Origin of the sequence: Paenibacillus sp. FSL L8-0663 (assembly GCF_038008125.1) — a bacterium.
GTDB classification, from domain to species: domain Bacteria; phylum Bacillota; class Bacilli; order Paenibacillales; family Paenibacillaceae; genus Paenibacillus; species Paenibacillus polymyxa_D.
The window spans coordinates 3,509,183-3,531,372 of sequence record NZ_JBBOYM010000001.1 but is presented as its reverse complement, the minus strand read 5'-3'; the positions used below and the strand labels follow the sequence as shown (position 1 = coordinate 3,531,372).

Annotated in this window: 19 protein-coding genes; 17 read left to right on the top strand and 2 right to left on the bottom strand. The window is 47.1% G+C overall.

Annotated elements, in window-relative coordinates; all coding sequences use genetic code 11:
- Positions 1-21: 21 nt before the first annotated feature.
- Positions 22-1,281, bottom strand: a complete 1,260-nt coding sequence (ftsW, locus tag MKY75_RS15360) for a putative lipid II flippase FtsW (protein WP_029517642.1) — start codon at positions 1,279-1,281, stop codon at positions 22-24.
- A gap of 249 nt (positions 1,282-1,530) precedes the next feature.
- On the opposite strand from ftsW, the gene MKY75_RS15355 reads away from it, so the two are divergent.
- From MKY75_RS15355 to MKY75_RS15315, 9 genes are all read left to right on the top strand, one after another.
- Complete coding sequence (locus MKY75_RS15355; RefSeq protein WP_029517641.1) at positions 1,531-2,736, top strand: M20 family metallopeptidase; 1,206 nt, start codon at positions 1,531-1,533, stop codon at positions 2,734-2,736.
- 84 nt (positions 2,737-2,820) lie between these two features.
- Positions 2,821-3,249 (top strand): CBS domain-containing protein, encoded by a 429-nt coding sequence (locus tag MKY75_RS15350; RefSeq protein WP_029517640.1) that lies wholly within the window; start codon positions 2,821-2,823, stop codon positions 3,247-3,249.
- Positions 3,250-3,546: 297 nt separating this feature from the next.
- A complete protein-coding gene (locus MKY75_RS15345; RefSeq protein WP_340885829.1) occupies positions 3,547-5,313 on the top strand; it encodes a DNA repair helicase XPB in 1,767 nt (588 codons plus the stop codon).
- Positions 5,314-5,319: 6 nt separating this feature from the next.
- Positions 5,320-7,344, top strand: a complete 2,025-nt coding sequence (locus MKY75_RS15340) for a helicase-associated domain-containing protein (protein WP_340885826.1) — start codon at positions 5,320-5,322, stop codon at positions 7,342-7,344.
- 108 nt (positions 7,345-7,452) lie between these two features.
- Positions 7,453-7,893 carry a YlbF family regulator gene (locus tag MKY75_RS15335; protein WP_013310906.1) on the top strand — a complete coding sequence of 147 codons (441 nt, stop codon included), beginning with the start codon at positions 7,453-7,455 and terminating at the stop codon, positions 7,891-7,893.
- Between the two features lie 38 nt (positions 7,894-7,931).
- A complete protein-coding gene (locus MKY75_RS15330) occupies positions 7,932-8,192 on the top strand; it encodes a YlbG family protein (protein WP_029517637.1) in 261 nt (86 codons plus the stop codon).
- 228 nt (positions 8,193-8,420) lie between these two features.
- Positions 8,421-8,858 carry a hypothetical protein gene (locus MKY75_RS15325; protein ID WP_340885824.1) on the top strand — a complete coding sequence of 146 codons (438 nt, stop codon included), beginning with the start codon at positions 8,421-8,423 and terminating at the stop codon, positions 8,856-8,858.
- A 211-nt stretch (positions 8,859-9,069) separates the two neighbouring features.
- On the top strand, positions 9,070-10,029 hold the full coding sequence (locus tag MKY75_RS15320; protein ID WP_340885823.1) for a selenium metabolism-associated LysR family transcriptional regulator: 960 nt from the start codon (positions 9,070-9,072) through the stop codon (positions 10,027-10,029).
- Complete coding sequence (locus MKY75_RS15315) at positions 10,026-10,895, top strand: PHP domain-containing protein (RefSeq protein ID WP_039270856.1); 870 nt, start codon at positions 10,026-10,028, stop codon at positions 10,893-10,895. The genes MKY75_RS15320 and MKY75_RS15315 overlap by 4 nt, the downstream gene beginning before the upstream one ends.
- 93 nt (positions 10,896-10,988) lie before the next feature.
- Here MKY75_RS15315 and MKY75_RS15310 read toward each other — a convergent pair whose 3' ends face one another.
- A complete protein-coding gene (locus MKY75_RS15310) occupies positions 10,989-12,734 on the bottom strand; it encodes an Rqc2 family fibronectin-binding protein (protein ID WP_340885822.1) in 1,746 nt (581 codons plus the stop codon).
- 229 nt (positions 12,735-12,963) lie between these two features.
- On the opposite strand from MKY75_RS15310, the gene MKY75_RS15305 reads away from it, so the two are divergent.
- From MKY75_RS15305 to rpoZ, 8 genes are all read left to right on the top strand, one after another.
- Positions 12,964-15,762 (top strand): calcium-translocating P-type ATPase, SERCA-type, encoded by a 2,799-nt coding sequence (locus MKY75_RS15305; protein ID WP_029517633.1) that lies wholly within the window; start codon positions 12,964-12,966, stop codon positions 15,760-15,762.
- Positions 15,763-15,871: 109 nt separating this feature from the next.
- On the top strand, positions 15,872-16,705 hold the full coding sequence (gene dapF, locus MKY75_RS15300) for a diaminopimelate epimerase (protein ID WP_340885820.1): 834 nt from the start codon (positions 15,872-15,874) through the stop codon (positions 16,703-16,705).
- Positions 16,706-16,909: 204 nt separating this feature from the next.
- Entirely contained in the window at positions 16,910-17,932 is a 1,023-nt protein-coding gene (locus MKY75_RS15295; protein WP_340885819.1) for a hypothetical protein, read from the top strand.
- Positions 17,933-18,079: 147 nt separating this feature from the next.
- Positions 18,080-19,966, top strand: a complete 1,887-nt coding sequence (locus MKY75_RS15290) for a bifunctional homocysteine S-methyltransferase/methylenetetrahydrofolate reductase (protein WP_340885818.1) — start codon at positions 18,080-18,082, stop codon at positions 19,964-19,966.
- Between the two features lie 35 nt (positions 19,967-20,001).
- Positions 20,002-20,889, top strand: coding sequence for a YicC/YloC family endoribonuclease (locus tag MKY75_RS15285; protein ID WP_029517198.1), 888 nt, complete (start codon positions 20,002-20,004; stop codon positions 20,887-20,889).
- A 56-nt stretch (positions 20,890-20,945) separates the two neighbouring features.
- Complete coding sequence (gene remA, locus MKY75_RS15280; RefSeq protein WP_005548256.1) at positions 20,946-21,206, top strand: extracellular matrix/biofilm regulator RemA; 261 nt, start codon at positions 20,946-20,948, stop codon at positions 21,204-21,206.
- Between the two features lie 14 nt (positions 21,207-21,220).
- Positions 21,221-21,793: a guanylate kinase gene (gene gmk / locus MKY75_RS15275; protein ID WP_340885816.1), complete on the top strand. Its 573-nt coding sequence runs from the start codon at positions 21,221-21,223 to the stop codon at positions 21,791-21,793.
- A 122-nt stretch (positions 21,794-21,915) separates the two neighbouring features.
- Entirely contained in the window at positions 21,916-22,119 is a 204-nt protein-coding gene (gene rpoZ, locus MKY75_RS15270; protein WP_013310893.1) for a DNA-directed RNA polymerase subunit omega, read from the top strand.
- The last annotated feature ends 71 nt before the right edge of the window (positions 22,120-22,190 follow it).

Genomic DNA, 22,190 nt, shown 5'->3' with positions numbered 1-22,190 from the left:
TGGTCCTTGGAAGTTCTTTTTTTAGCGAAAACGGTTGGTTCTACGAGTTTGAAAGCGATTGGGTACTTCATTACGGACAGCTACCCCTGTGGTGCGTTCCTGCACCGCTTGTTTGGTGTTCTCACGAGAAATACTGAGCATAATGCCCATCGAAAACATCATGACAAGCAAGGAGGAGCCACCAAAGCTGATAAATGGAAGCGTTACGCCAGTGATTGGAATTGTTTGGGTTACACCGCCGATATTAATGAAGGCCTGAATGGCGATCAAACCCATGATACCGGTGCCTACCAACGTTCCGAACGGATCATGGCAACGCAGAGCAATGATCATGCCTCGCCAAATGAAATACAAATATAGCATCAGGAATATGGCTGTTCCGATAAATCCGAATTCTTCACCAATTACAGAAAAGATAAAATCATTAAATGAATTAGGAAGATAGTGAAGCTTGATAATACCTTTACCAAATCCTGACCCGTTTAAGCCGCCTTCACCTATAGCTTGCAAGGACTGTACCAGATTGTATCCCGTTCCTTGTCTATATTTCTCGGGATTAAGAAAGGCCTGAAAGCGTCCGATTTTGTAATCTTGCTTGGCAGCAGCTTGTCCATCTGTGGTTCCAGAATCTCCTCCAAACAACGACCCAATACCAAATACAATGGAGGCGCCTAGCACGAGCAGAACAATTGATGCTGTAATATGCTTGACACTGGCTCCCCCGGCATAAATAATCAGACCACTCGTAGCAACCAAAATGAAGCAGGAGCCTAAATCAGGTTGAAGCATGATGAGTCCTGCAACACAGCCTACAATGACGGTTACAGGTATGTAGCCAGTCCGCAGATCTCTAAAGCGATCTCCTTTTTTGACAATCAGTGCAGATAAGTAAAGAATGATGGAAATTTTCGCAAGCTCCGTTGGCTGGAAGCCAACACTACCAAACCTGAGCCAGCTTTTTGCGCCGTTAAGTGAGCCTGTAAAAAGAACGATGATTAGCAGTAATATAGTTATGAAAAATAAAGGTACAAAAAGCTTTTTATATTTTTCCATCTTAATATTCATAGCTACCAACATAATAAAAAGTCCAAGTACAGCAAATGCAGATTGGCGCTTCACAAAATATAAAGAGTCAAAATTGTATTCTTTATTCAGCAAAGCTACGCTGGAGCTGGAGCTAAATACCATAATTACACCGAATCCAACCAGTAACAAAGTGAGGATCAGCAATTGGAAATCCGGTGTGCCTCTTCTTCGAGTCTCCGGCTTCGTATTTCTCATATCAGCTTCCCCCGGTATTCGCCACAAGGTATATTCCTCGCAGACGGTTATCATTTTATCGTTTACCCATTTTATCATATTATGTTTGATGGGCTTCTGCAACCTCCCTGGAGCAACAGATATCACAACAATTCCATATCTGCTACAATAGGATAAAAATGAAGACTTGAGAGCAGCGGTGCATACGTGGTGACGCTGCATGATGAATCGGGAACTTGCCCGGTGCTTTAAAAGGAGAGGTGGAGCATTATGACACAACATGCGATAGACAAGACCTGGTTTGACCAGTTGCAAGAAAATATGGTGGAGTGGCGTAGACATTTACATAAGAATCCCGAAATTTCCTTTCAGGAAAGCAAAACCGCAGCTTTTGTAGCGGATAAGTTGGAGAGTTGGGGAATCGAGATTCGCCGTCAGGTAGGGGGACACGGTGTTGTAGGCACCATTCGTGGTGCTAAACCCGGGCCTGTCGTCCTGCTGCGTGCCGATATGGATGCTCTTCCTATTCAGGATGAAAAGGAATGTGAATATCGCTCCAACGTAGACGGAGCCATGCATGCTTGCGGCCATGATGGACATACATCCGCGCTACTTGGAACGGCTTACTATTTCAGTCTGAATCGGGACGAGCTGCAAGGAGAAATTCGGTTGTTGTTCCAACCTGCGGAGGAATTGCTGCCTGGCGGAGCGGTCAGTGTAATAAAGGATGGTATATTGGAAGGTGTGGACGTCATTTATGGTATCCATTTATGGACACCTTTTCCTGTCGGAACGGCTGGGAGTTGTGCAGGGCCGCTGATGGCGGCGGCAGATGATTTTTATATTGAAATCACAGGTAAGGGTGGGCATGGTGGGATGCCTCAGTCCACTAATGATAGTGTCGTGGCGGGCTCAGCTCTTGTCATGCAATTGCAAAGTGTCGTAAGTCGTTCAGTCGACCCATTACGACCTGCCGTGCTGACGGTGGGAACCATCCAAGGGGGCTCTGCGCAAAATGTGATCGCAGAAACGTGTCGCTTGAGTGGAACGATTCGTACGTTTGATGAGGAGACACGAACGGTGATGAAGGAGCGACTGCATGAGGTAACAGAGCTCACAGCCGCAACATACGGTACAACAGCACAGGTTCGCTATATTATGGGATACCCACCAGTTGTCAATGACGCACATGAAGCATCTCGTTTCTTTAATGAAGCAAAATCTGTTTTCGGCAAGGAGAATGTACAGGAAGCGTCGAAGCTGATGCCTGCTGAAGATTTTGCGTATTATTTGGAACGTGTGCCAGGTTGCTTCATGTTCGTAGGAGCGGGTAACCCAGCTAAAGGAGCGGTTTATCCACACCATCATCCTAAATTTGACTTTGATGAGGATGCTATGATTAACGCGGTTCGGTTGTTTATTGCGATGTCTACGGGATACGCTGCGGAACGAAAAGCAGGGGCAATTAAGGGCTAAAATGAGTTGAATTGGGAACGGTTCAATCTGGAGTATGAGCTGAATGAAATGGGGTACCCTACTCTTGAAAAGGAGGGAGTACCCATGAAAAAGGTTCAGGAAGTTATGACTAAAGAATGCGTAACGGTTACCCCGCAGGACAATATTTATGAAATTGCGGTCAAAATGAAGGACAATGATACTGGTTTTATTCCGGTTGTGGAAAGCGAAGGCAGTGATAAGTTGATCGGCGTAGTAACGGACCGTGATCTTGTCGTTCGCGGTTATGCGGCTAAAAATTCGGGTTCGGGTTCAGTCGATACGGTTATGACGACAGGTATTCGTACAGCCAGTGCGGACATGTCGGTGGACCAAGCAGCTGAACTGATGGCGGAGCAGCAAATCCGTCGGTTGCCTGTGACGGAAGGAGACCGTCTGATCGGGATTGTCTCAATCGGGGATTTGGCTGTTCGTAATATTTTTGCAGACAACGCTGGAGAGGCGCTTAGTCATATTTCCGAGCAGGTCCACTAGAAGAATAATTAAGGTAGGCATTTGTTGGGGGGGCTTAACCCCGGGCGTTAAATCAGGAGTTCAACCCGAATATGGGTTGGACTCCTTGCTATTCTGGTTGATATTCGAATAAACGGATAAGCTATTTATTATATAACTGAATCAATTTCATAATACCTTTAGCTGCTTCAATCAAAACTAGATATAGATCAAAATGATTCGATTTGTCTGTATCTAATTACAACCACCAAACTTTAATGAGTTATGAAATTGATTCAACTTTAAAATGATGTATTGTTAGATTATCAGGAGGTAGTCATGAATCCAGATCATCCTTGTATTGTACAACGTGATTTTACCGTTCTGCTGGAAATGGGCTTGCCCGGTTCGGAATGGGCTCGTTCACAGTTGCAGATTTATGCGGAGCTGGTTAAAAGTCCGTCCGCTTTTCATACATACCACATCACTCCACTGTCTTTGTGGAATGCAGCTGCCCTCGGATGGAGTGCTGAGGACATTCAAAATAGTTTGTATTCCATGTCCCGTTGGGATATTCCACGTGATTTGTTGAATGATATTGAACAGCTCGTTTCTCGTTATGGGACGTTGACGCTTTCACGAGGTACGAAAGAAGACGGAGGTATAAAGACAGGGAAAGCCAACAGCTATACAATAGGTGATCACTTGATCTTGGCAGCAGAGACCCCCGCTTTACTGGATGAGCTACTGACCAAGCAAGAGCTAAAACAGCTTGGTTTACTTCGCGTTGATGAGGAAAGCGCATCGGTCCCGCCCGAAAATCGGGGCTTGCTCAAGCAGGAATTAACTCGCTTGGGATATCCCGTTGTGGATACGGCAGGCTATCTTGAAGGGAATCAGCTTAGTTTTACCTTGGGAAAGGGACAAACGAAGTTGCAGCTTCGTGATTATCAAGTAAAGGCCGCTGATGCGTTTGAAGGAGCGGACGGCTTAGGGGGTAGTGGTGTACTGGTGCTTCCATGCGGAGCTGGAAAAACAGTGATAGGCATGGCGGTGATGAATCGGCTTCAGTGTGAAGTGCTTATTCTAACATCTAATACTACTTCTGTACGGCAATGGGTAGAAGAATTAAAGCAAAAGACGGATATTTCTGCCGATTCCATCGGGGAATATAGTGGTCAGAAAAAAGAAGTGCGCCCGATTACGGTGGCAACATACCAAATTTTGACACACCGTCGCACCAAGGATGGGGATTTTGAGCATATGAAACTGCTGAGTGAGCGGAAGTGGGGACTCATTATATATGATGAGGTTCATTTGCTGCCCGCGCCAGTATTCCGGGCGACGGCTGACATTCAGGCTATCCGTCGTTTGGGGTTAACGGCCACGCTGGTTCGAGAGGATGGTTGTGAACGGGATGTGTTCTCTTTAATTGGGCCCAAACGGTATGATATGCCATGGAAGGAGCTGGAGCGACAGGGCTGGATCGCTCAGGTCGATTGTGTGGAGTTGCGGCTTCCAATGACAGCTGAACTTTTGGAGCGCAGTATGCGTGCTGAGGGCAGACAGCAGTACCGAATTGCAGCCGAAAATCCGATCAAACTGGAGGCGGTGCGTAGCCTGATGCAGCAGCACAGTGGTTTGCCCACGCTCATTATTGGTCAATATTTGGACCAGTTGCGTACATTGGCTCAGGAGCTCGGTGTCCCACTGATTACGGGTTCAATGAGCCAGACGGAGCGGGTACGTTGGTTTGATGCATTCCGCAAGGGTGCAATTCGGACCCTATTGGTGTCCAAGGTTGCAAACTTTGCGGTGGATCTGCCGGATGCAGCAGTAGCCATAGAGGTATCGGGCAGCTTTGGCTCTCGCCAGGAAGAAGCGCAGCGACTGGGACGCATTTTGCGACCAAAGTCAGGCGAGAATAAAGCTTATTTTTATGCTCTAGTGACGGAGAATAGCAAGGAGATGGATTTTGCAGCTCGTCGTCAGCTGTTCCTGATTGAGCAAGGCTATGAATATGCGGTTCGCAGATTTAGTGTGACAGAGGCTATTGGAAGCAGGGATGCTAAGTCTGGAGATCGTGGAAAGAAAAAGGAGGCCTAATCAAGAATGGGCGTAACGAACACGCAAGACAGCTGGAATGAGCTTTCATCGGATGAGCTGCTGGTACTTAGACGATGCTTTATTCGGCACGCGGGACAGCCCATGAAGGAAGAAGAACCTATACAGCTTACCCGGGGATCGTTAAGCGGAGTCGAAACGAAACTGGCACTGCGTGGATTACGTGCCCGGGGCTGGCTGGAGGCTGTTACCAAATCGTGGGGCGAACGAATTTTATATATCCCGGTTTATCGACTACCGGATCTGTACGATATGTTGTTAGAGGAAAATCCAATGAACATGATGCATTCGGATCATCCGATAACGGTACATGAATCAATGACAGGCCTGGAGTCGGAATTGCTGCATGCGTTGTCACGTATTGCAGTACAGGGCGTCCCTTTGACGGCCAAAGGAACCATACATAAGCGATCATTGCAAAAATTGAATGAACTGACCCCCTTTCGCCCGGAGGACCTGATGGGTCTTGGGTTGCATTATGCGCATGCAGAGCTGTATCCTGTGCAAACGGTGGTCATGATGGATTTGCTACTCAGTTTGGGGCTGTTAGTGAAAGAAACGGTGTCTTTTCGCATTCAGGAAACGGAACTGGCGACTTGGATTCGTTTGTCTGCTTGGCAAATGCGCAAGCATATTTTTGCTACACTCATGGAAAGATACGGCAAGGCCGAAGCATCCATGCAGCATTTTCGCTATATGCTGTGTGCCGTCCCCCAGTATATGGGAATAGAAGGGTGGATATCTATCAAGTGTCTGCTGCAATGGATGCTTCAAGTAGGCCTAATCCAGCAGGAGAGTACGAGCGGAGCTGATTCCAAGAACGGCGCCCTTTTAGACCTTATTCCTACAACCTCAAATCCGGAAGGGTTTGCGGGAGAAACGGGTTCTGATTTTAATTTTAATGGATCTTTCATGGAGGGATTGGAGGGTTGGCTGAAGGCCCTGACTGCGTTTGGAATGGGTGATTGGGGCCAGACTGCATCGGGTAAACTGTGTTTTCGCTGGAATGTATCTGTGTTAGACATGCTTCGTCCCAATAATTACGAGGATACAAATCAAGAACAAGGTACTTTTTATGTACAACCTGATTTTGAAATATTGGTTCCGCCAGATGTGGCATATGATGTGCGCTGGCGACTGGAATGCTGCTGTGAACGTGTGACAGGAGATCGGATGGCAATATACCGGATCACCAGAGAAAGTGTTACAGAGGCAATCGAGTTAGGGATGGAAGCTAAAGCAATTCCTGCTCTACTGGACAAGTTCAGCCGGACAGGCGTGCCTGATCATGTACGTATGGCGGTAGAACAGTGGGCAGGCGATGTCGGACGGACGGCATTTGCAACGGTAACACTTTTGCGATGTAGCACACAGGAGGATGCAGACATGGTTGCACGCCATCCCGCGCTGGAAGGATTGCTGGAACGGCTTGGCGACAAGGACTTTATTATTCCGGCGAGCTCTGTTGTCAAAATACGAAAAACGCTTGCTGCAATAGGATTAGGTCCACGTCGTGAACCCGAAGGTGTGGACGAGCCAGCTCATCATTATCCACTGATTTCGGAAACAGAGAACATAAATTCAGGCAGCCTCAACAGTGAAATGGAGTCCGAACCTATTCAAGCCCGTTCTATATTTTCCCAAGAGGGGAGAGCAGGTTTGGTTTATACAGGGCGAACGCTGCACTTTTACGAACAAGAGCATACACTGCCTGATCCGTCTGACTATTTTCCAGAAAGATCTACAGTCCCCTCCTCATGGACAAAAGAATGGAGGAGTTACCATACTTCCACTGCCCGGCAGTTGATCGAGCAAGCGATTCGTTGGCAGGCTGCTGTGGGGCTGCGAATCGGTGGGAAAGAGGTTAAATGGATACCGGAGGCGGTGGTTTCCGGTGCACCATGGAGTGTCACAGGCTGGTATGCCTCAGGAAGGGATGACGAAACACTTTCTCCTGCGACCTTACAGCCAAGTGAATGGTCAGACATGCGCTTGCTGGTTCCTTTTACATAGTAGGGCCAGGAAGTGCATGAAACTCCTTCTTCTCAAAAGAAGGATGTGGTATGATAAATGAGTCTACTTTTACAGGGTAGAACTTTATATAAAGTGAGATGAACATTCATGAGCGTAGCCGAATTGAACACGGTCAATATGGCAGAAGTGCTTATTAACGCCTATGAATTGGGCGATATGGTCAACCGATCCTTTGAGGTATCGGATTATTTATATTGGAAACAGCGTGTGGAATTGAATCCGTCTATTCAGGCGTGTGTACGCAAGCTGGATGCCAAAAAGGAGCTATTCGCGGAAACGGAGCGTTTTGGGCATTTTCATCCGAACTATCATGAAGCGAAGGATGCAGTGCAGGTCGTTGAGCTGGAACTGGAACAATTCGTGGATGTTAAGGAGTTCAAACGAGCCGAAAAGGCGCTGGATGATATGCTTCATGCCATGTCTGAAACGATTGCATATTCCGTGTCCGAGACTATTAAGGTGCCGAGCAATGATCCGAATGTGAAAAAAGGCGGATGTGGCAGCGGAGGGAAATGCTCCTGTGGATAGGTCATAGGAATGATACCGAGTGGGGGGAGATGAAGCGAATGTTTGCCGAGCGGACAGGGTACATCATTTGGGTAAGCGATATCAAGGCTGCCCGCAATCTGGAGAAATACGGAAATGTCCACTTTATTTCAAAGCGTATGCATTATGTAGTGATATATATGAATGCGGATCGGGCAGAAGACACCGTTAAAAATATTCGCAGACTTTCCTATGTGCGTAAGGTCGAGCGCTCTTTTCGAAATGAGATTAGGACGGATTACAACGACGATAAGGAAAAGATGAAAGAATATGAAATATAATATTAAATGTCTATAAATTGTAAACATTTTTTGAAAGGTCAGCCTACAGGCTGGCTTTTTTTCGTGAAGTCAGGACTTTTGCATAATGGTCTTGATGCTGTTAGACCTAAAAAATCTTAAATATCACCCATAAACTTCAATTTTGTAACTTGTAGTCCCGGGTCTGTTGAGGTAACATATGAATATATTGGTAGATATAAAGACCTATCTGGTGGGGAGAGTGATCCCGTGCGTGACAAAGCAATGCAGCGATGGAGTACATACGAACCGTTCTACGTGGAGATGGGCGATAAAAAAGTCGCCGATATCGTGATAACAAATCATGCGAAATCACGTTACTTAGATCGGGTAGAGCAGAAACAGTCCGAGACGAATCATATCGCCGCCTGGCTTTGGGAATGCCTGAAGCAAAACAGGATGGAGTCCTATTATCATAACGAAGAGGATGTATATTTAATTGATGGTGATCTGGTCGTCGTGGCCGAATTTGGAGAGTTGCCCGGCGAGATGGATATTGCGGGGAATCCGCTTCACAAAATGATTGTCATTACCTTTTTGGGCCGGATGTCGGAGACCATTGAATTAAGGGATTTGAAGTCATACTATTCATGGTTACGCCATTCGCGGCGCATGACACTGATGAAAAGCACTCGTAAGCAAAAATAGACGGTCATTTGGAGAACGGCTTCAGATGAAAAAATCTCCAAACTTCCTGAATACCGTTAAGTTTAAGTAGAAAGTATGCACTTATTAGCTGCATGCTTTTTTTATTTTCCAATAATAAAACTACCCAATTCAGTAAGTTTACTTGGAAATGCTTCGACAGACGTTTTTCTTATGTTAAAATAGGGAGAACAGAGGGGAGAGGGCTGTCAGTATGAACTTTCATCAGTTGCACATTTTTTATACCGTAGCGGAACGCGGGAGCTTCTCGGCGGCGGCACAAGCGCTGCATATGACACAACCTGCGGTGACGATGCAAATTCAGTCTTTGGAAGATTATTTTGGCACAAAACTGCTGCAACGTTCGACTAAAAAAATCGAACTTTCAGAGGCGGGAGCGACACTCCTGCCTTTTGCGAAAAAAAGCATGCAACTGATCAGGGAAGCTGACGAGGCGATGTCTGCTTTTACTCACATGTTGGAGGGAAGATTGCATATTGGCGCCAGCCTAACGATTGGTGAGTATATTGTACCCAGAATGCTGGGACCGTTTGGTCAGGAATACCCTCATATACGCATGGCGATGAATGTGATGAATACAACTCAGATTATGGATGATATACTAAAACATCAGCTGAATTTAGGACTGATTGAGGCCCCAGTCCAGCATCCGGATATCGTGGTGGAACCTGTGATGCAGGACGAACTGAAATTGATTGTGCCTTCAGGACATGCGCTGGCCAAGGCTAAAAAAGTGGTTCTGGAAGATGTGTTCAAGCATCCTTTTGTAGCCAGAGAAAAGGGATCTGGTACACGTCAAGTAATAGAAGATGAGCTGAAAAATCGTGGTATGGATGCCTCCCGACTTGGGATTGTAATGGAGATGGGGAGCACTGGAGCGGTTAAATCGGCGGTGGAGGCTGGACTGGGTATTACCATGCTATCACCATCTTCGGTGAAGCATGAAGTTGCGCTCGGATTATTGAAAATTGTAAATATTTCAGATATCACGTTCAAACGAGAATTTTATGCAATTCATTTGAAGTCGGCGTTGTTGCCGATTCCGGTAGTAACCTTCCTGTCTTACTTGCGTCGTCATGATCAGGGAACGGACGTCCTGAGGGACTCGCAGGACGAGCTTGCAAAGGTGAAAGAGAAGGAGGATGTATCATGAAGGAGCAGATTAACGTAAAACGATATGATTTACACACACACACCCAAGCATCTGACGGAATGCAACCACCTGCAGATAATGTGCGCTGGGCCAAGGAAAAAGGACTGGCAGGTGTGGCCATTACAGATCATGATACGGTAGCTGGCCTGGAGGAAGCTCTGGAAGAGGGAAAACGCATAGGAATTACTGTGGTGCCAGGAGTGGAAATTAGTACTCGAGCTGGCGATAAGGATATTCATATACTCGGTTATTTTATGGATTACCGCAATAAAGTGTTTTTGGAACGGTTGGAAAAGCTTCGCCAGGCACGGGATACCCGTAATGATTTGATTTTGAGTCAATTGCGTAGTCTGGGTGTGGAAATCACACTGGATGAAGTGGTGGCTACGATGGGCAGACCGCTGGCACCAGATGAAAGCATTGGACGTCCGCATATGGCGGATACGCTGGTTCAAAAAGGATATGCGAAGGATATGCGGGACGCGTTTGACCGTTACTTGGCGGAAGGAGCGCCCGGATATGTGTCTGTACCCCGTGTAGAGCCTGCGGAGGCCATAAACTGGATTCGTGAAGCAGGAGGGGTACCCGTGGTGGCCCACCCTGGCTTGTACGGAAATGATGAGCTGGTTCGTTCTATTATAGAGGAGGCGAAGCCTGCGGGCTTGGAGGTGCGACATTCGGACCATGATGCTGAGGCTGAGAGCCGATATACTGCGATGGCGGCGCAATATGGGCTCATTGCAACTGGCGGCTCGGATTTTCACGGCGCGCGTCAAGGTGTTATTTTTCACGGTGATCTGGGTAGCCGTAGTGTGGAAGGGCAGGTAGTCGAGGAATTGAGGAAGGCTGCTGTTGGACAAAAGTAAATAAAAAGCCCCTTGCCTTATGCATGGAACACAAGAAGTGTATCGTGCAAAGAACAAAGGGCTTTTTTTGTGGATTCAATAGGCTAGTAGGACTTAGCCGTTTTTGATGCAATTCGGCAGCTTTTTGACTAGTTCCTCATCGGGTGTAATGAAAAGCGTACGCTGATGGTCGTAGATGACAAAGCCAGGTTTGGCTCCGCTAGTCTTACGTACATGTCGAATCAGGGTGGCGTCCACAGGTACACTGCTGGACTGCTTGGCCTGACTAAAATAAGCAGCGAGTTGAGCTGCTTCCTCCAGCGTCGCATCTCCGAATTGCTCAGCACGTATAACGACGTGTGACCCCGGAATATCCTTTGTGTGCAGCCAGGTGTCATTTGGTCCGGCCAGTCGATTTGTTACATATTCATTTTGCAAGTTGTTTTTGCCAACCAGTAACTCGATACCTTCGGATGATGTATAGACGTGCAGGGTTGGACGGTCGTTTTTCTTCTTTTTCTTTCCTTTTTTGACCCGATCTCTGAGATAGCCCTGCTGAACCAGTTCTTCACGTATTTCCTCAATGTCATTCATAGAGGCATGGGCTAGCTGCTGAAGAAGACTGTCCATATAACGGATTTCTTCGTGTGTTTTCTCCAGTTGTTCGTCAATGACAGCCAGGCTGTTTTTATATTTGTTGTATTTTTTAAAATACCGTTGTGCATTATCCGACGGGTTGAGTAGTGGGTCCAGTGGGATGGACATTGGACGCTGTTCCTCATCATAGAAGTTGGTGAGCGTCACTTCTTTGTCCCCTTTTTTCACCTCATGCAGCGAAGCGAACAGCAACTCTCCATAAATGCGAAATTGATCGGCATCTTCCGCCTCGGCCAAATCCTGCTGGAGATAGTCGAGTTTTTTTACATTTTTACTTCGCTCGTTTTGCAGAAACCGCAGTAGGTCACTGACCTTTTGCTTAACCGTATCCCTTTCTGCCTTTTCACCGAAGAAGTCCTCCATACACTCACTGATCGTAGCGTATTCCTTACGTTCTCCTTGGATCAACGTCAGCGGAATAGCTGAGAATATCACTTTATCTTGTGCATTTAGTCCAGATACCGGCTGAAAACGATGATTCCGCACGTCATCCATGATGTGACTGAATGTACTCCATAGTGAATGATCACTACCACCAGATACTTCATTAGTTACTCGAGTTAGTATCTCTTCAGCAATGAGGGGACTGAGCCCGGTAAAAGTGTTCACGATCCAGCGTTTGGGGGTTTCTTCGGCCTCAATCGCTGTTTGATACGAGGATCTGAAAGCCGCCTCTTCTGTTTCTAGTGGATTCAGCTTGTTTTGTTCAGGAGGCTCCGTGTATTGAAAGCCGGGCATAATGACCCGATAGCTGCTAATAGACGGTGTAACATGATGAATGCCATCTAGCATCACGCCTGTTTCCGGGTCAAGCAAAATAATGTTGCTGTGTCTGCCCATCAGTTCAATGATAATTCGTTTGAGTGAAACATCTCCCAGTTCATCACGTTGACGTACATCCATGTGAATAATACGCTCCATGCCCACCTGCGTGATTTTCTCAATAACGCCTCCTTCGCAATGCTTGCGAAGAAGCATACAAAACATAGGAGCTTCTGTCGGATTAAGAAAGCTTTGTTCTGTAAAATGTACACGCGGGAAGGTCGGATTAGCTGACAGCAGCAGCTTTACGCTTCCGCCTTGTGCCCGCAGATTCAGCACGATATCGCGATCGTTTGGCTGATGTATTTTATTAATGCGCCCGCCTCGGATGCCTTGCAGTTCGTGTACGATAGCGCGGGTTACGATTCCGTCCAATGCCATAATTATGTTCTCCTTTGAAGCAAATGTATTTTCGCCTTCCTACTATGATACATAACTTTGGGACAAAACTTAAGCGGCTTTGTGATATTTCAGATCCTGTCCGAATAGATTGAATCTAGAAAGTCTGTCCAGCTTATCAGCAATCGCGGCACAAAAATATAATAACGGGCAGCCATCCTACGCACAACCGACGGAAGCGGACTATCTGACCGGGAGGGAATTGGGGAGAATGGAACAAGCACACTGGCACCAATTAAGCAATGAACAGCTTTCAACAAGTCTGGAAGTCGACCCGAAGCAGGGTCTTTCGGAGGAACAGCTTGCGGAACGAAGAGAAAGGTCAGGATGGAATGAGCTGAGCGAGGGGAAGCGAGTTTCGGCGATCTTGCTGCTGCTCAACCAGTTCAAGGATTTTATGATGCTTGTATTGATGGGAGCGACCCTGATATCCGGCCTGCTTGGCGAGTATTTGGACGCGATTACCATTATTGCTATTGTTGTACTGAATGGAATTCTTGGCTTTGTACAGGAATTCAGAGCTGAGCGTTCATTGCGAGCTTTGAGACAACTATCGGCTCCGACGGCCAAAGTGTTGCGGGGCGGAAAACGAATTCAAGTTCAAGCCAGAGAACTGGTACCGGGTGATATTGTGCTGCTGGAAAGTGGTGATCGCATCCCCGCAGATGTAAGGTGGTTGAGTACGAACGGCTGTGATGTAGAGGAGTCCGCCCTGACAGGTGAATCGGTTCCGGTGAGTAAGCATTGCCGCCCTATTCATGCCGCCGAGGTACCACTTGGGGATCAAAAAAACATCGGTTTTATGGGCACGATGATGACTAGAGGAACCGCACAAGGAATAGTTATACGTACAGGTATGAGTACCGAAATGGGTAAGATCGCAGACTTGATAGAAAATACGGAGTCGCAGGAGACACCGTTGCAGCACAGATTGGAGCAATTGGGCAAAATTTTGATTATCGTAGCGTTGGCGCTAACGGTGCTCGTTGTCGTAGCAGGCATTTTACATGGACAGCCAGCCATGAGCATGTTCTTGGCCGGAGTGAGCTTGGCTGTGGCGGCTATACCGGAAGGGTTGCCAGCTATTGTGACGATTGCGCTCGCATTGGGTGTGCAGCGTATGATTAAACGAAAGGCGATTGTGCGTAAGCTGCCTTCTGTTGAAACGCTCGGCTGTGCATCTGTCATTTGTTCCGACAAAACGGGTACCCTGACCCAAAATAAAATGACGGTTACCAAGCTATGGCTGGACGGCCGCTTCTGGGGAGTTACGGGAGAGGGCTATGACCCTCACGGGCATATTATGGATAGAGACCTTCCTGCCGATCTTAAAAACGGACAATCTCTGCGTAGACTGCTGCAAGCCAGTGTGCTTTGCAACAATGCGGAAATTGTTCAAGCCGATACAGAGGAGCTACGTTCGAAAAAGAAAACCAAAGAGCCGACGCCGTCCTCCGTTTGGGAGCTAAAGGGTGATCCGACGGAAGGAGCGCTGGTCACGTTAGCTGCCAAGGGCGGAGTCACGCGACAAGGGCTATATGAGCTATACACAAGGGAGCGAGAATTTCCTTTTGACTCGGATCGGAAGCGAATGTCGGTACTCGTACGCCACCAGGGAGGACACATTGTCTTTGCCAAAGGTGCACCGGATGTATTGCTGGGCCAGTGCTCCTACATTTTATGGGAAGGAAATGTCGTTCCGTTAACGGGTACGCTGCGCCAAAAGGTACTGGCAGCTAACGAAGGAATGGCCTCGGAGGCGCTACGTGTACTTGGTGTCGCTTACCGTGATATCCGCTCGCATGAGCGTGTCTCCACGGTTGAGGAGGCTGAAGCACAACTGATCTTTATCGGGCTGACAGGCATGATTGATCCGCCACGTCGCGAGGTTCGCGAAGCCATTGGCAAGTGTCGTCGTGCTGGCATTCGCACTGTGATGATTACCGGAGATCACGGTACAACTGCAGAGGCCATTGCACAGCAGCTGGGCATTTTTCAGCGCGGATCCCACGTGTTAACAGGACAGGAATTGTCTGCGATGGATGATGCGTCGCTGGACAAAGCCGTTGATACCGTCTCTGTATATGCACGGGTTTCGCCGGAGCACAAGCTACGGATCGTCAAGTCACTGCAAAGGCGCGGACATGTCGTAGCCATGACTGGAGATGGCGTCAATGACGCTCCAGCGATAAAGGCGTCGGACATCGGCATTGCAATGGGCATTACAGGGACGGACGTGACCAAAGAAGCGGCTGCGCTTGTTCTGAGTGATGATAATTTCTCTACGATTGTAGCCGCAATTGAGGAAGGACGGAATATTTACGAGAATATCCGTAAATTTATCCGTTATCTACTCGCCTCCAATGTGGGTGAAATTTTGACGATGTTTTTTGCCATGATGGCCGGGCTGCCATTACCTTTGTTACCGATCCAGATTTTATGGGTGAATCTGGTGACAGATGGCCTACCAGCGATGGCTCTGGGGGTGGACCAACCAGAAAAGGATCTCATGGAGCACAAACCTCGTGGCGCAAAGGAAAATATTTTTGCTCGTCGACTGGGCTGGAAAATCATTAGTCGTGGCTTGTTGATTGGTTTATGTACGCTAGCGGCCTTCTGGCTGACATTACGTATTGCACCGGATGACGCAGGACAACTGATCAAAGCACAGTCCGTTGCCTTTGCTACGCTAGTTCTGGCGCAGTTAATTCATGTGTTTGATTGCCGCAGTTCCCGTTCTATTTTCCATCGTAATCCGTTTCAAAATAGTTATCTTGTGCTTGCCGTGCTGTCTTCAATAGTACTAATGCTAGTGGTTATGTACGTGCCTATGCTGCAACCTATTTTCAAAACGGTACCGCTCGGTTTGCGTGAGTGGGCGCTATCCATTGTCGCAGCTGGGATTCCGACGTTTCTGATGGGAGCGGGAAGTGTGTGGGGCGGTCGACGCAACCGTCGTCGCGGCGGAAATACACACTTTTCAGCGGGACGTACGAAGTTTTCATCCTAGAAATCGGGTTATGCATATCGCATCGCTTTCCCACTATTGCCCCGTATGATATCATGGGATCAAAGCTTCATGAGGAACATGACATCAGCAGCAACGGCGGAGGTAAGCTATGGAATTCACAAAAATGAACGGTCTAGGTAATGATTTTATCGTTTGGTTTGGGCATCAGGAGTTGCCGTCTGACGCCTCGGAATTAGCTGTTCGGCTATGTGATCGACATTTTGGTGTTGGCGCCGATGGGTTGGTATATATATTGCCATCAGAAAAAGCGGATTTCTGCATGCGCATTATTAACTCGGACGGCTCAGAGGCCGAACAATGCGGTAATGCTATCCGTTGTGCTGCCAAATACGTATATGACCGTAAGCATATCAACCGTGAACAGATCACGATTGAGACCTTGGGTGCAGGTGTACAGCAGGTCGAACTAACTGTAGAGAATGGACTTGTTCGTATGGTGAAGGTAGATATGGGAGAGCCAATTCTTGAGGGTTTGAAGATTCCAACTACACTGGATCTGACCAGCGTAATTAATGAGCCCATTGAAGCGGGAGGAAGTGGTTTTCGCTTTACGGCTGTATCTATGGGGAATCCGCACTGTGTCATTTATGTGGAGGATGCGCCAAGCTTTGATCTGGAAGCCTGGGGGCCAAAGCTGGAATGCCATCCGCTTTTCCCTAAGAAAACAAATGTTGAGTTCGCCACAGTACGTAGCCGTAAACATATAGATATGAGAGTATGGGAGAGAGGAGCCGGGCCAACGCTAGCTTGTGGAACCGGAGCCTGTGCTACGCTTGTGGCTTCTGTACTAAATGGATATAGCGACCGCCACGCCATTGTAAGCCTGAAGGGCGGCGATCTGGATATCGAATGGAACGAGGAAGATAATCACATATATATGACGGGTCCGGCTGAGATCGTGTACGAAGGTCGTCTGTTCTGAATCATGTGACTATAAAGATAACGTGCAACTACTTATGAATCGTATAGAAGTGAGTGAAGAGAAGACCTTAGTAGGTCTTCTTTTTTTGGACTTAGATGCCCCTGTATACAAGGAATACGATGAACAAAGCAACATTCTGTCTTTTTTTGGCGCCTGAACGATGTATAATATAGAAAATGAAAAACAATAAGGAGGCCGTTCATAGTGCGGAAATTTCGTTGGATTTCAACAGTTGCAGTCCTCATATTTGTAGCCACCGCGCTTCCGGTTCAGGCGGCGACCATTCCTGCCGCCGCGGAAACGACGGATAAGCAGGTTGGGTCGCTAACTCCGACAGTGGTAAGCCGTTTAGAAAAAGCGGTGCAAGAACTCATCGGCTCGAAGACAGCATTTCAATTTGACGATGTGACGGATATGGGGAAAACTTGGATTGTAGAGGGCGGACTGGAAGATGGAACTGCTACGTTGCAAACAGAATATAATAAAGAAAAAAATAGAGTAGATTCTACAACCATACGATATAAAATAAGCAGCTTGGGAAAAGCGATGAACGCGCCACTCAAGACGAAAGTACTAAACAGCGCCAAAGCGTTTGACAGCAAGCGTCCTTTGCAATTTGAAGCATTTTGGCGGGTCAAATCCCCTTATCAGTCCAACAAGCCATCAAATTACTGGGTATTTTGGGGCGCAGGAGAACAGGCTTCCTCGTTGTATGTAGATGTGGATCGAGGTAACGCTATTACCATCAACGCGGACTATGCGCTGAAGAAGGTGGACCCTCTGATACTGAACCGTGCAATGAACACATTTAAGCGTGTGAGTGGACAGCCAATTAAGGTGCAGCACGCTTCACGGTACAAGGACGAAACGAAGGGGCTTTCATATTGGTCGTTTGAGGATGCAAACGAGGCCAGTGAGGTCAAAATTAGCGCGGTAACCGGTAAAGTGCTGGCCGTATCCACCTATGGGGTGGATTGGAATGATGACGCAGATTTCAAAAAAACATTTGCAAGCCCGAAATATACTGCCTCAGAAGCTTTGAAGCTAGTCAAGCCCAAGGCTCAGATGTTGTTTAATATCAATTTGACCGGCTATAAAGTGAAAGTTCAAGGGAATCAATATACGTTCTACAAGCAGCAAAAGGGAACGGATTCTATTGTGGCTAAAGTAAATAAAAAAGGGACTTTTTACGCTTACTCTCTCCATTCTTCCGTTGGGAAAATGTAGTAGGAAATAGAAAAGATGAATCAAGCCGCTCCACTCCTGATATCATATTGTCGGGGAGTGGGGCGGCTTTTTTAGTTTTTGGCTTATGTTTGAAGTCTCTTTATGTTACATTAGTATGAAAATAAAGAGCGGGGTGGAGCAGAGGACATGAAACCGGATTTGCGTACTGTGCTGAATCGTGAAATTATTGTCGGAGACGGCGCAATGGGGACTTTTTTATATCAGCTAGGATTTCCAGTAAATACGTCTTTCGAAGAACTGAACATCACTTCGCCTGATGTTATATCAGACGTGCATGGTCAATATTTAAGTGCAGGAGCTCGATTGCTGGAGACTAATACATTTTCTGCAAATGATTATAAGTTAGCCCGGTTTGGACTGGAATCTAAGGTAGAAGAGATCAATCGTGCTGGTGTGAGAATTGCCAGAAATGCGGCCGGACCTGAACATTATGTGGTAGGTGCAGTGGGTTCCATATGTGGGGGCAAACGGCTTAACATATCAAAGCTGGAGCTGGCAAGAAACTATGAACAGCAAATTGATGCCCTTCTCTCCGAAGGAGTCGACGGTATTTTGTGCGAAACGTTTTATTCACTGGATGAAATACGCATAGCGCTTCACAGTGTACGTAAATATAGTGATATTCCGGTGATTTGTCAGTTTGCGGTCGATCAGGTTGGTCGTACTCAGGATGGTTTTTTAGTGGCGGAAGCTTTTTCGGTGCTGCGTAATGAGGGGGCAGACATCCTTGGATTTAACTGTCACTCGGGTCCGCAGGGAATTATGAGTGTAATGGAGCAGCTGGACGGCCCTTTGTCTGTACCGTTGTCCGTATATCCGAATGCGGGACTAGCAGATTATGTGGACGGTCACTATGTATACGGTGCATCACCTGAATATTTTGGAGAATGTGCCAAAACCTTTGTAGACCTGGGAACGAGGCTGCTCGGTGGTTGCTGCGGAACTACACCGGATCATATTGCTGCTATATCCAAAGCCTTGAACCGTTTGCAACCGCCTCCTCTTGCTTCAAAAGAAGCTTTGTCGAAAGAGTCCTTTCAAGTGGCGGAGCAGATTGCAGATGAAGGGGAACGAGGAAATGGCAGACATACCAGTGAGCCCAACATCGTGGATCTTGTAAAGGAACGACATACGGTCATTGTAGAACTGGATCCTCCGCGCGATCTGGACATTACGAGGTTTATGCAAGGTGCTCATGCGTTGAAGAAAGCCGGGGCCGACGCGCTTACACTGGCTGACAACTCGCTTGCAGTCACTCGCATGAGCAACATGGCGCTTGGACATTTGGTCAGTATTGAAACAGGCTTGCGTCCATTAATTCATATAGCATGTCGTGATCGCAATCTGATTGGTACTCAATCCCACATGATGGGTTTTGACGCGCTCGGTATTGACCATGTACTGGCGGTTACTGGAGATCCGGCGCGGTTCGGTGATTTGCCAGGCGCCAGTTCGGTGTATGATATGACCTCTTTTGAAATCATACGCATGATCAAGCAATTAAATGATGGTGTCGCATTTTCCGGTAAGCCACTGAAGCAGAAAGCTAATTTTGTGGTAGGTGCCGCATTTAATCCTAACGTCAAGCATTTGGGTAAAGCCGTACAGCGGTTGGAGAAGAAAATTGCCTCCGGAGCCGACTATGTTATGACTCAGCCCGTATACGACCACGAGTTGATTGCAGCCATCGCGGAAGCGACACGACATTTGGAAGTACCGATTTTTATCGGTATTATGCCGCTGGCTAGTGGGCGCAATGCAGAATACTTGCACAATGAAGTACCAGGCATTCAGTTATCCGATGAGGTGCGTGCACGTATGTCTGGTCTTGAGGGTCCGGAAGGACGAACAATGGGTGTGTCTATTGCCAAGGAGCTACTCAATACGGCAATGGAACATTTTAATGGTATCTATTTTATGACTCCATTTATGTTCTATGAAATGACAGCTGAACTGACTTCTTACGTATGGCAAAAATCAGGCCGCGCACAGGCCCCCTTGTTTCGACTATAATAATCAATTACAATAGTATAATGGATGTGATGCCGATGTCATTGAGTATGACCGGATACGGTCAAGCTATCCTTCATTATGAGGGCTATAAAGTGCGCTTGGAATTGAAATCGGTAAATCACCGCTATTGCGAAGTGATGATGAGAATTCCGCGCGAATGGACTCGTTACGAAGATGGCTTGAGAAGAACGGTTCAACAGCAGATTAAACGCGGTCGTATCGATGTCTTTATCCACAGGGAACGTGATGAAGAACAGATGCCCGCCGCGCGGTTAAATGACACTGTGGTGCAGGCTTACCTGCATGCAGCGGAGCAGCTGGCGGATCGTTATGGAGTGAAAGGAACGTTAGGGATAAGCGATATTCTTGCTTTGCCTGACGTTCTGGGTGAGCCTGGAGAGGCTTTCCATGGAGACGAAGAGGACTGGGAAGAGCAACTACAGCGAGCTTTGAATGAAGCTTTGCAAGGTTTACTGGAGATGAGAAGGCGAGAAGGCGGGCATTTGGCGCAAGATGTGAAATCCCGTATTTTACGTCTGGAATCCCTGCATCATGAAATGACGGTGCTGGCTCCTCATGTTGTGAGCGACTACCGTAACAGGCTGAAACACAGGCTTAAAGAGCTTCAGGACGGTTCATTTACGCTTGATGAACATAAGTTCGGAATGGAGATTGCGTTATTCGCGGATCGCAGCAATATTGATGAGGAACTTACCCGGCTTCAAAGTCACTTTGGGCAGTGCAAGGGGTTGCTGCTATCGGACGAGCCGGCCGGTCGCAAATTAGATTTTTTAATCCAGGAAATGAACAGAGAAGTCAACACGATCGGCTCCAAGGCTAATCATCTCAACTTGGTTAATTTGGTCGTTGAGATGAAAGCAGAGCTCGAGAAAATTCGTGAGCAGGCTGCAAATATTGAGTAGCTACCTGGTAGCGGCACGGCTGCAAGAGTCACATGTATAGGGGGAAAGACCTGAATATGGCAATCAAATTGATCAATATTGGTTTCGGCAATATCGTGTCGGCCAACCGAATTATCTCCATCGTCAGTCCGGAGTCTGCTCCGATCAAGCGGATTATACAGGAAGCCAGGGACCGTCATATGCTAATTGATGCTACCTATGGCCGCCGGACGCGGGCTGTTATTATTACAGACAGTGATCATGTAATCCTGTCTGCGGTGCAGCCGGAGACGGTCGCTCATCGCCTATCCACTAAAGATGATGACAATGACGAATAAAAATGGAGTGTACTATGGCTAAGGGATTATTATTTGTAATATCCGGACCTTCGGGTGTCGGTAAAGGGACGGTAGGCAACGCATTGCGTGACAAGCTACCAGAGATAACGTACTCCGTTTCTGCTACAACTCGAACACCTCGTTCGGGTGAAAAGGATGGAGTGACCTATTTTTTTAAAACGCGTGAAGAATTTTTGGGTATGATTGAACGAGATGAAATGCTGGAGTATGCTGAGTATGTAGGGAACTATTATGGTACTCCACGTGATTTTGTAGATCAGACGCTTGCGCAGGGAAAAGATATTTTTCTGGAGATTGAAGTTCAGGGAGCGCTAAAGGTTAAAGAAAAATTTCCAGAAGGCATATTCATTTTTCTGCTTCCGCCTTCGCTAGATGAATTAAAGGATAGAATCCGGGGACGGGGCACAGAAACTCAAGCGACCATAGACCACCGTATGTCGGTAGCTGTGGATGAAATGAATCTGTTGCGTCACTATGATTATGCGGTTGTCAATGATGAGATTGATTTCGCTTGTAAACGAATAGAATCCATTATTATCGCCGAACATTGTAAGGTTCATCCTTAAACGAGGGCTTTACATATGCCAAGCGTACCTAAAGAGAAATAATACTGTATAAGCTGAGCTTGAAGGTGTACACTGGAGTTCAGCTTATACAGTCCCAAAACTACATGAAGAGGTGTCTATTCGTGCTGTATCCTTCCATTGATGAAATGATGAAAAAGGCAGATAGTAAGTATTCGTTGGTTGTAGCGGCTTCACGTCGTGCCAGACAGTTGCGCGAGGGTGAAAAGACGACCCTCAAGAATCCTAAATCCCACAAACAGGTTGGAGTGGCGTTGGAAGAGATTTACGCGGATCATCTGCGTCTTGAAAGCGGCGAAGACGAGTAAGAATTATACACAACTATTATAACCGGGCGCAATGCCAATTCCTTTGACAACCGCAAGGTTGTTATTTTTTT

Excerpts from the sequence above, each read along its gene's own strand:
- ftsW (WP_029517642.1), bottom strand. The coding sequence starts at position 1,281 with ATGAGAAATACGAAGCCGGAGACTCGAAGAAGAGGCACACCGGATTTC.
- MKY75_RS15315 (WP_039270856.1), top strand. The coding sequence starts at position 10,026 with ATGAAGGAGCAGATTAACGTAAAACGATATGATTTACACACACACACC.
- MKY75_RS15305 (WP_029517633.1), top strand. The coding sequence starts at position 12,964 with ATGGAACAAGCACACTGGCACCAATTAAGCAATGAACAGCTTTCAACA.
- remA (WP_005548256.1), top strand. The coding sequence starts at position 20,946 with ATGGCAATCAAATTGATCAATATTGGTTTCGGCAATATCGTGTCGGCC.
- MKY75_RS15310 (WP_340885822.1), bottom strand. The coding sequence starts at position 12,734 with ATGGCATTGGACGGAATCGTAACCCGCGCTATCGTACACGAACTGCAA.
- MKY75_RS15290 (WP_340885818.1), top strand. The coding sequence starts at position 18,080 with ATGAAACCGGATTTGCGTACTGTGCTGAATCGTGAAATTATTGTCGGA.
- gmk (WP_340885816.1), top strand. The coding sequence starts at position 21,221 with ATGGCTAAGGGATTATTATTTGTAATATCCGGACCTTCGGGTGTCGGT.
- MKY75_RS15330 (WP_029517637.1), top strand. The coding sequence starts at position 7,932 with ATGTTTGCCGAGCGGACAGGGTACATCATTTGGGTAAGCGATATCAAG.
- MKY75_RS15350 (WP_029517640.1), top strand. The coding sequence starts at position 2,821 with ATGAAAAAGGTTCAGGAAGTTATGACTAAAGAATGCGTAACGGTTACC.
- MKY75_RS15320 (WP_340885823.1), top strand. The coding sequence starts at position 9,070 with ATGAACTTTCATCAGTTGCACATTTTTTATACCGTAGCGGAACGCGGG.
- MKY75_RS15355 (WP_029517641.1), top strand. The coding sequence starts at position 1,531 with ATGACACAACATGCGATAGACAAGACCTGGTTTGACCAGTTGCAAGAA.
- MKY75_RS15340 (WP_340885826.1), top strand. The coding sequence starts at position 5,320 with ATGGGCGTAACGAACACGCAAGACAGCTGGAATGAGCTTTCATCGGAT.
- dapF (WP_340885820.1), top strand. The coding sequence starts at position 15,872 with ATGGAATTCACAAAAATGAACGGTCTAGGTAATGATTTTATCGTTTGG.
- MKY75_RS15285 (WP_029517198.1), top strand. The coding sequence starts at position 20,002 with ATGTCATTGAGTATGACCGGATACGGTCAAGCTATCCTTCATTATGAG.
- MKY75_RS15345 (WP_340885829.1), top strand. The coding sequence starts at position 3,547 with ATGAATCCAGATCATCCTTGTATTGTACAACGTGATTTTACCGTTCTG.
- MKY75_RS15335 (WP_013310906.1), top strand. The coding sequence starts at position 7,453 with ATGAGCGTAGCCGAATTGAACACGGTCAATATGGCAGAAGTGCTTATT.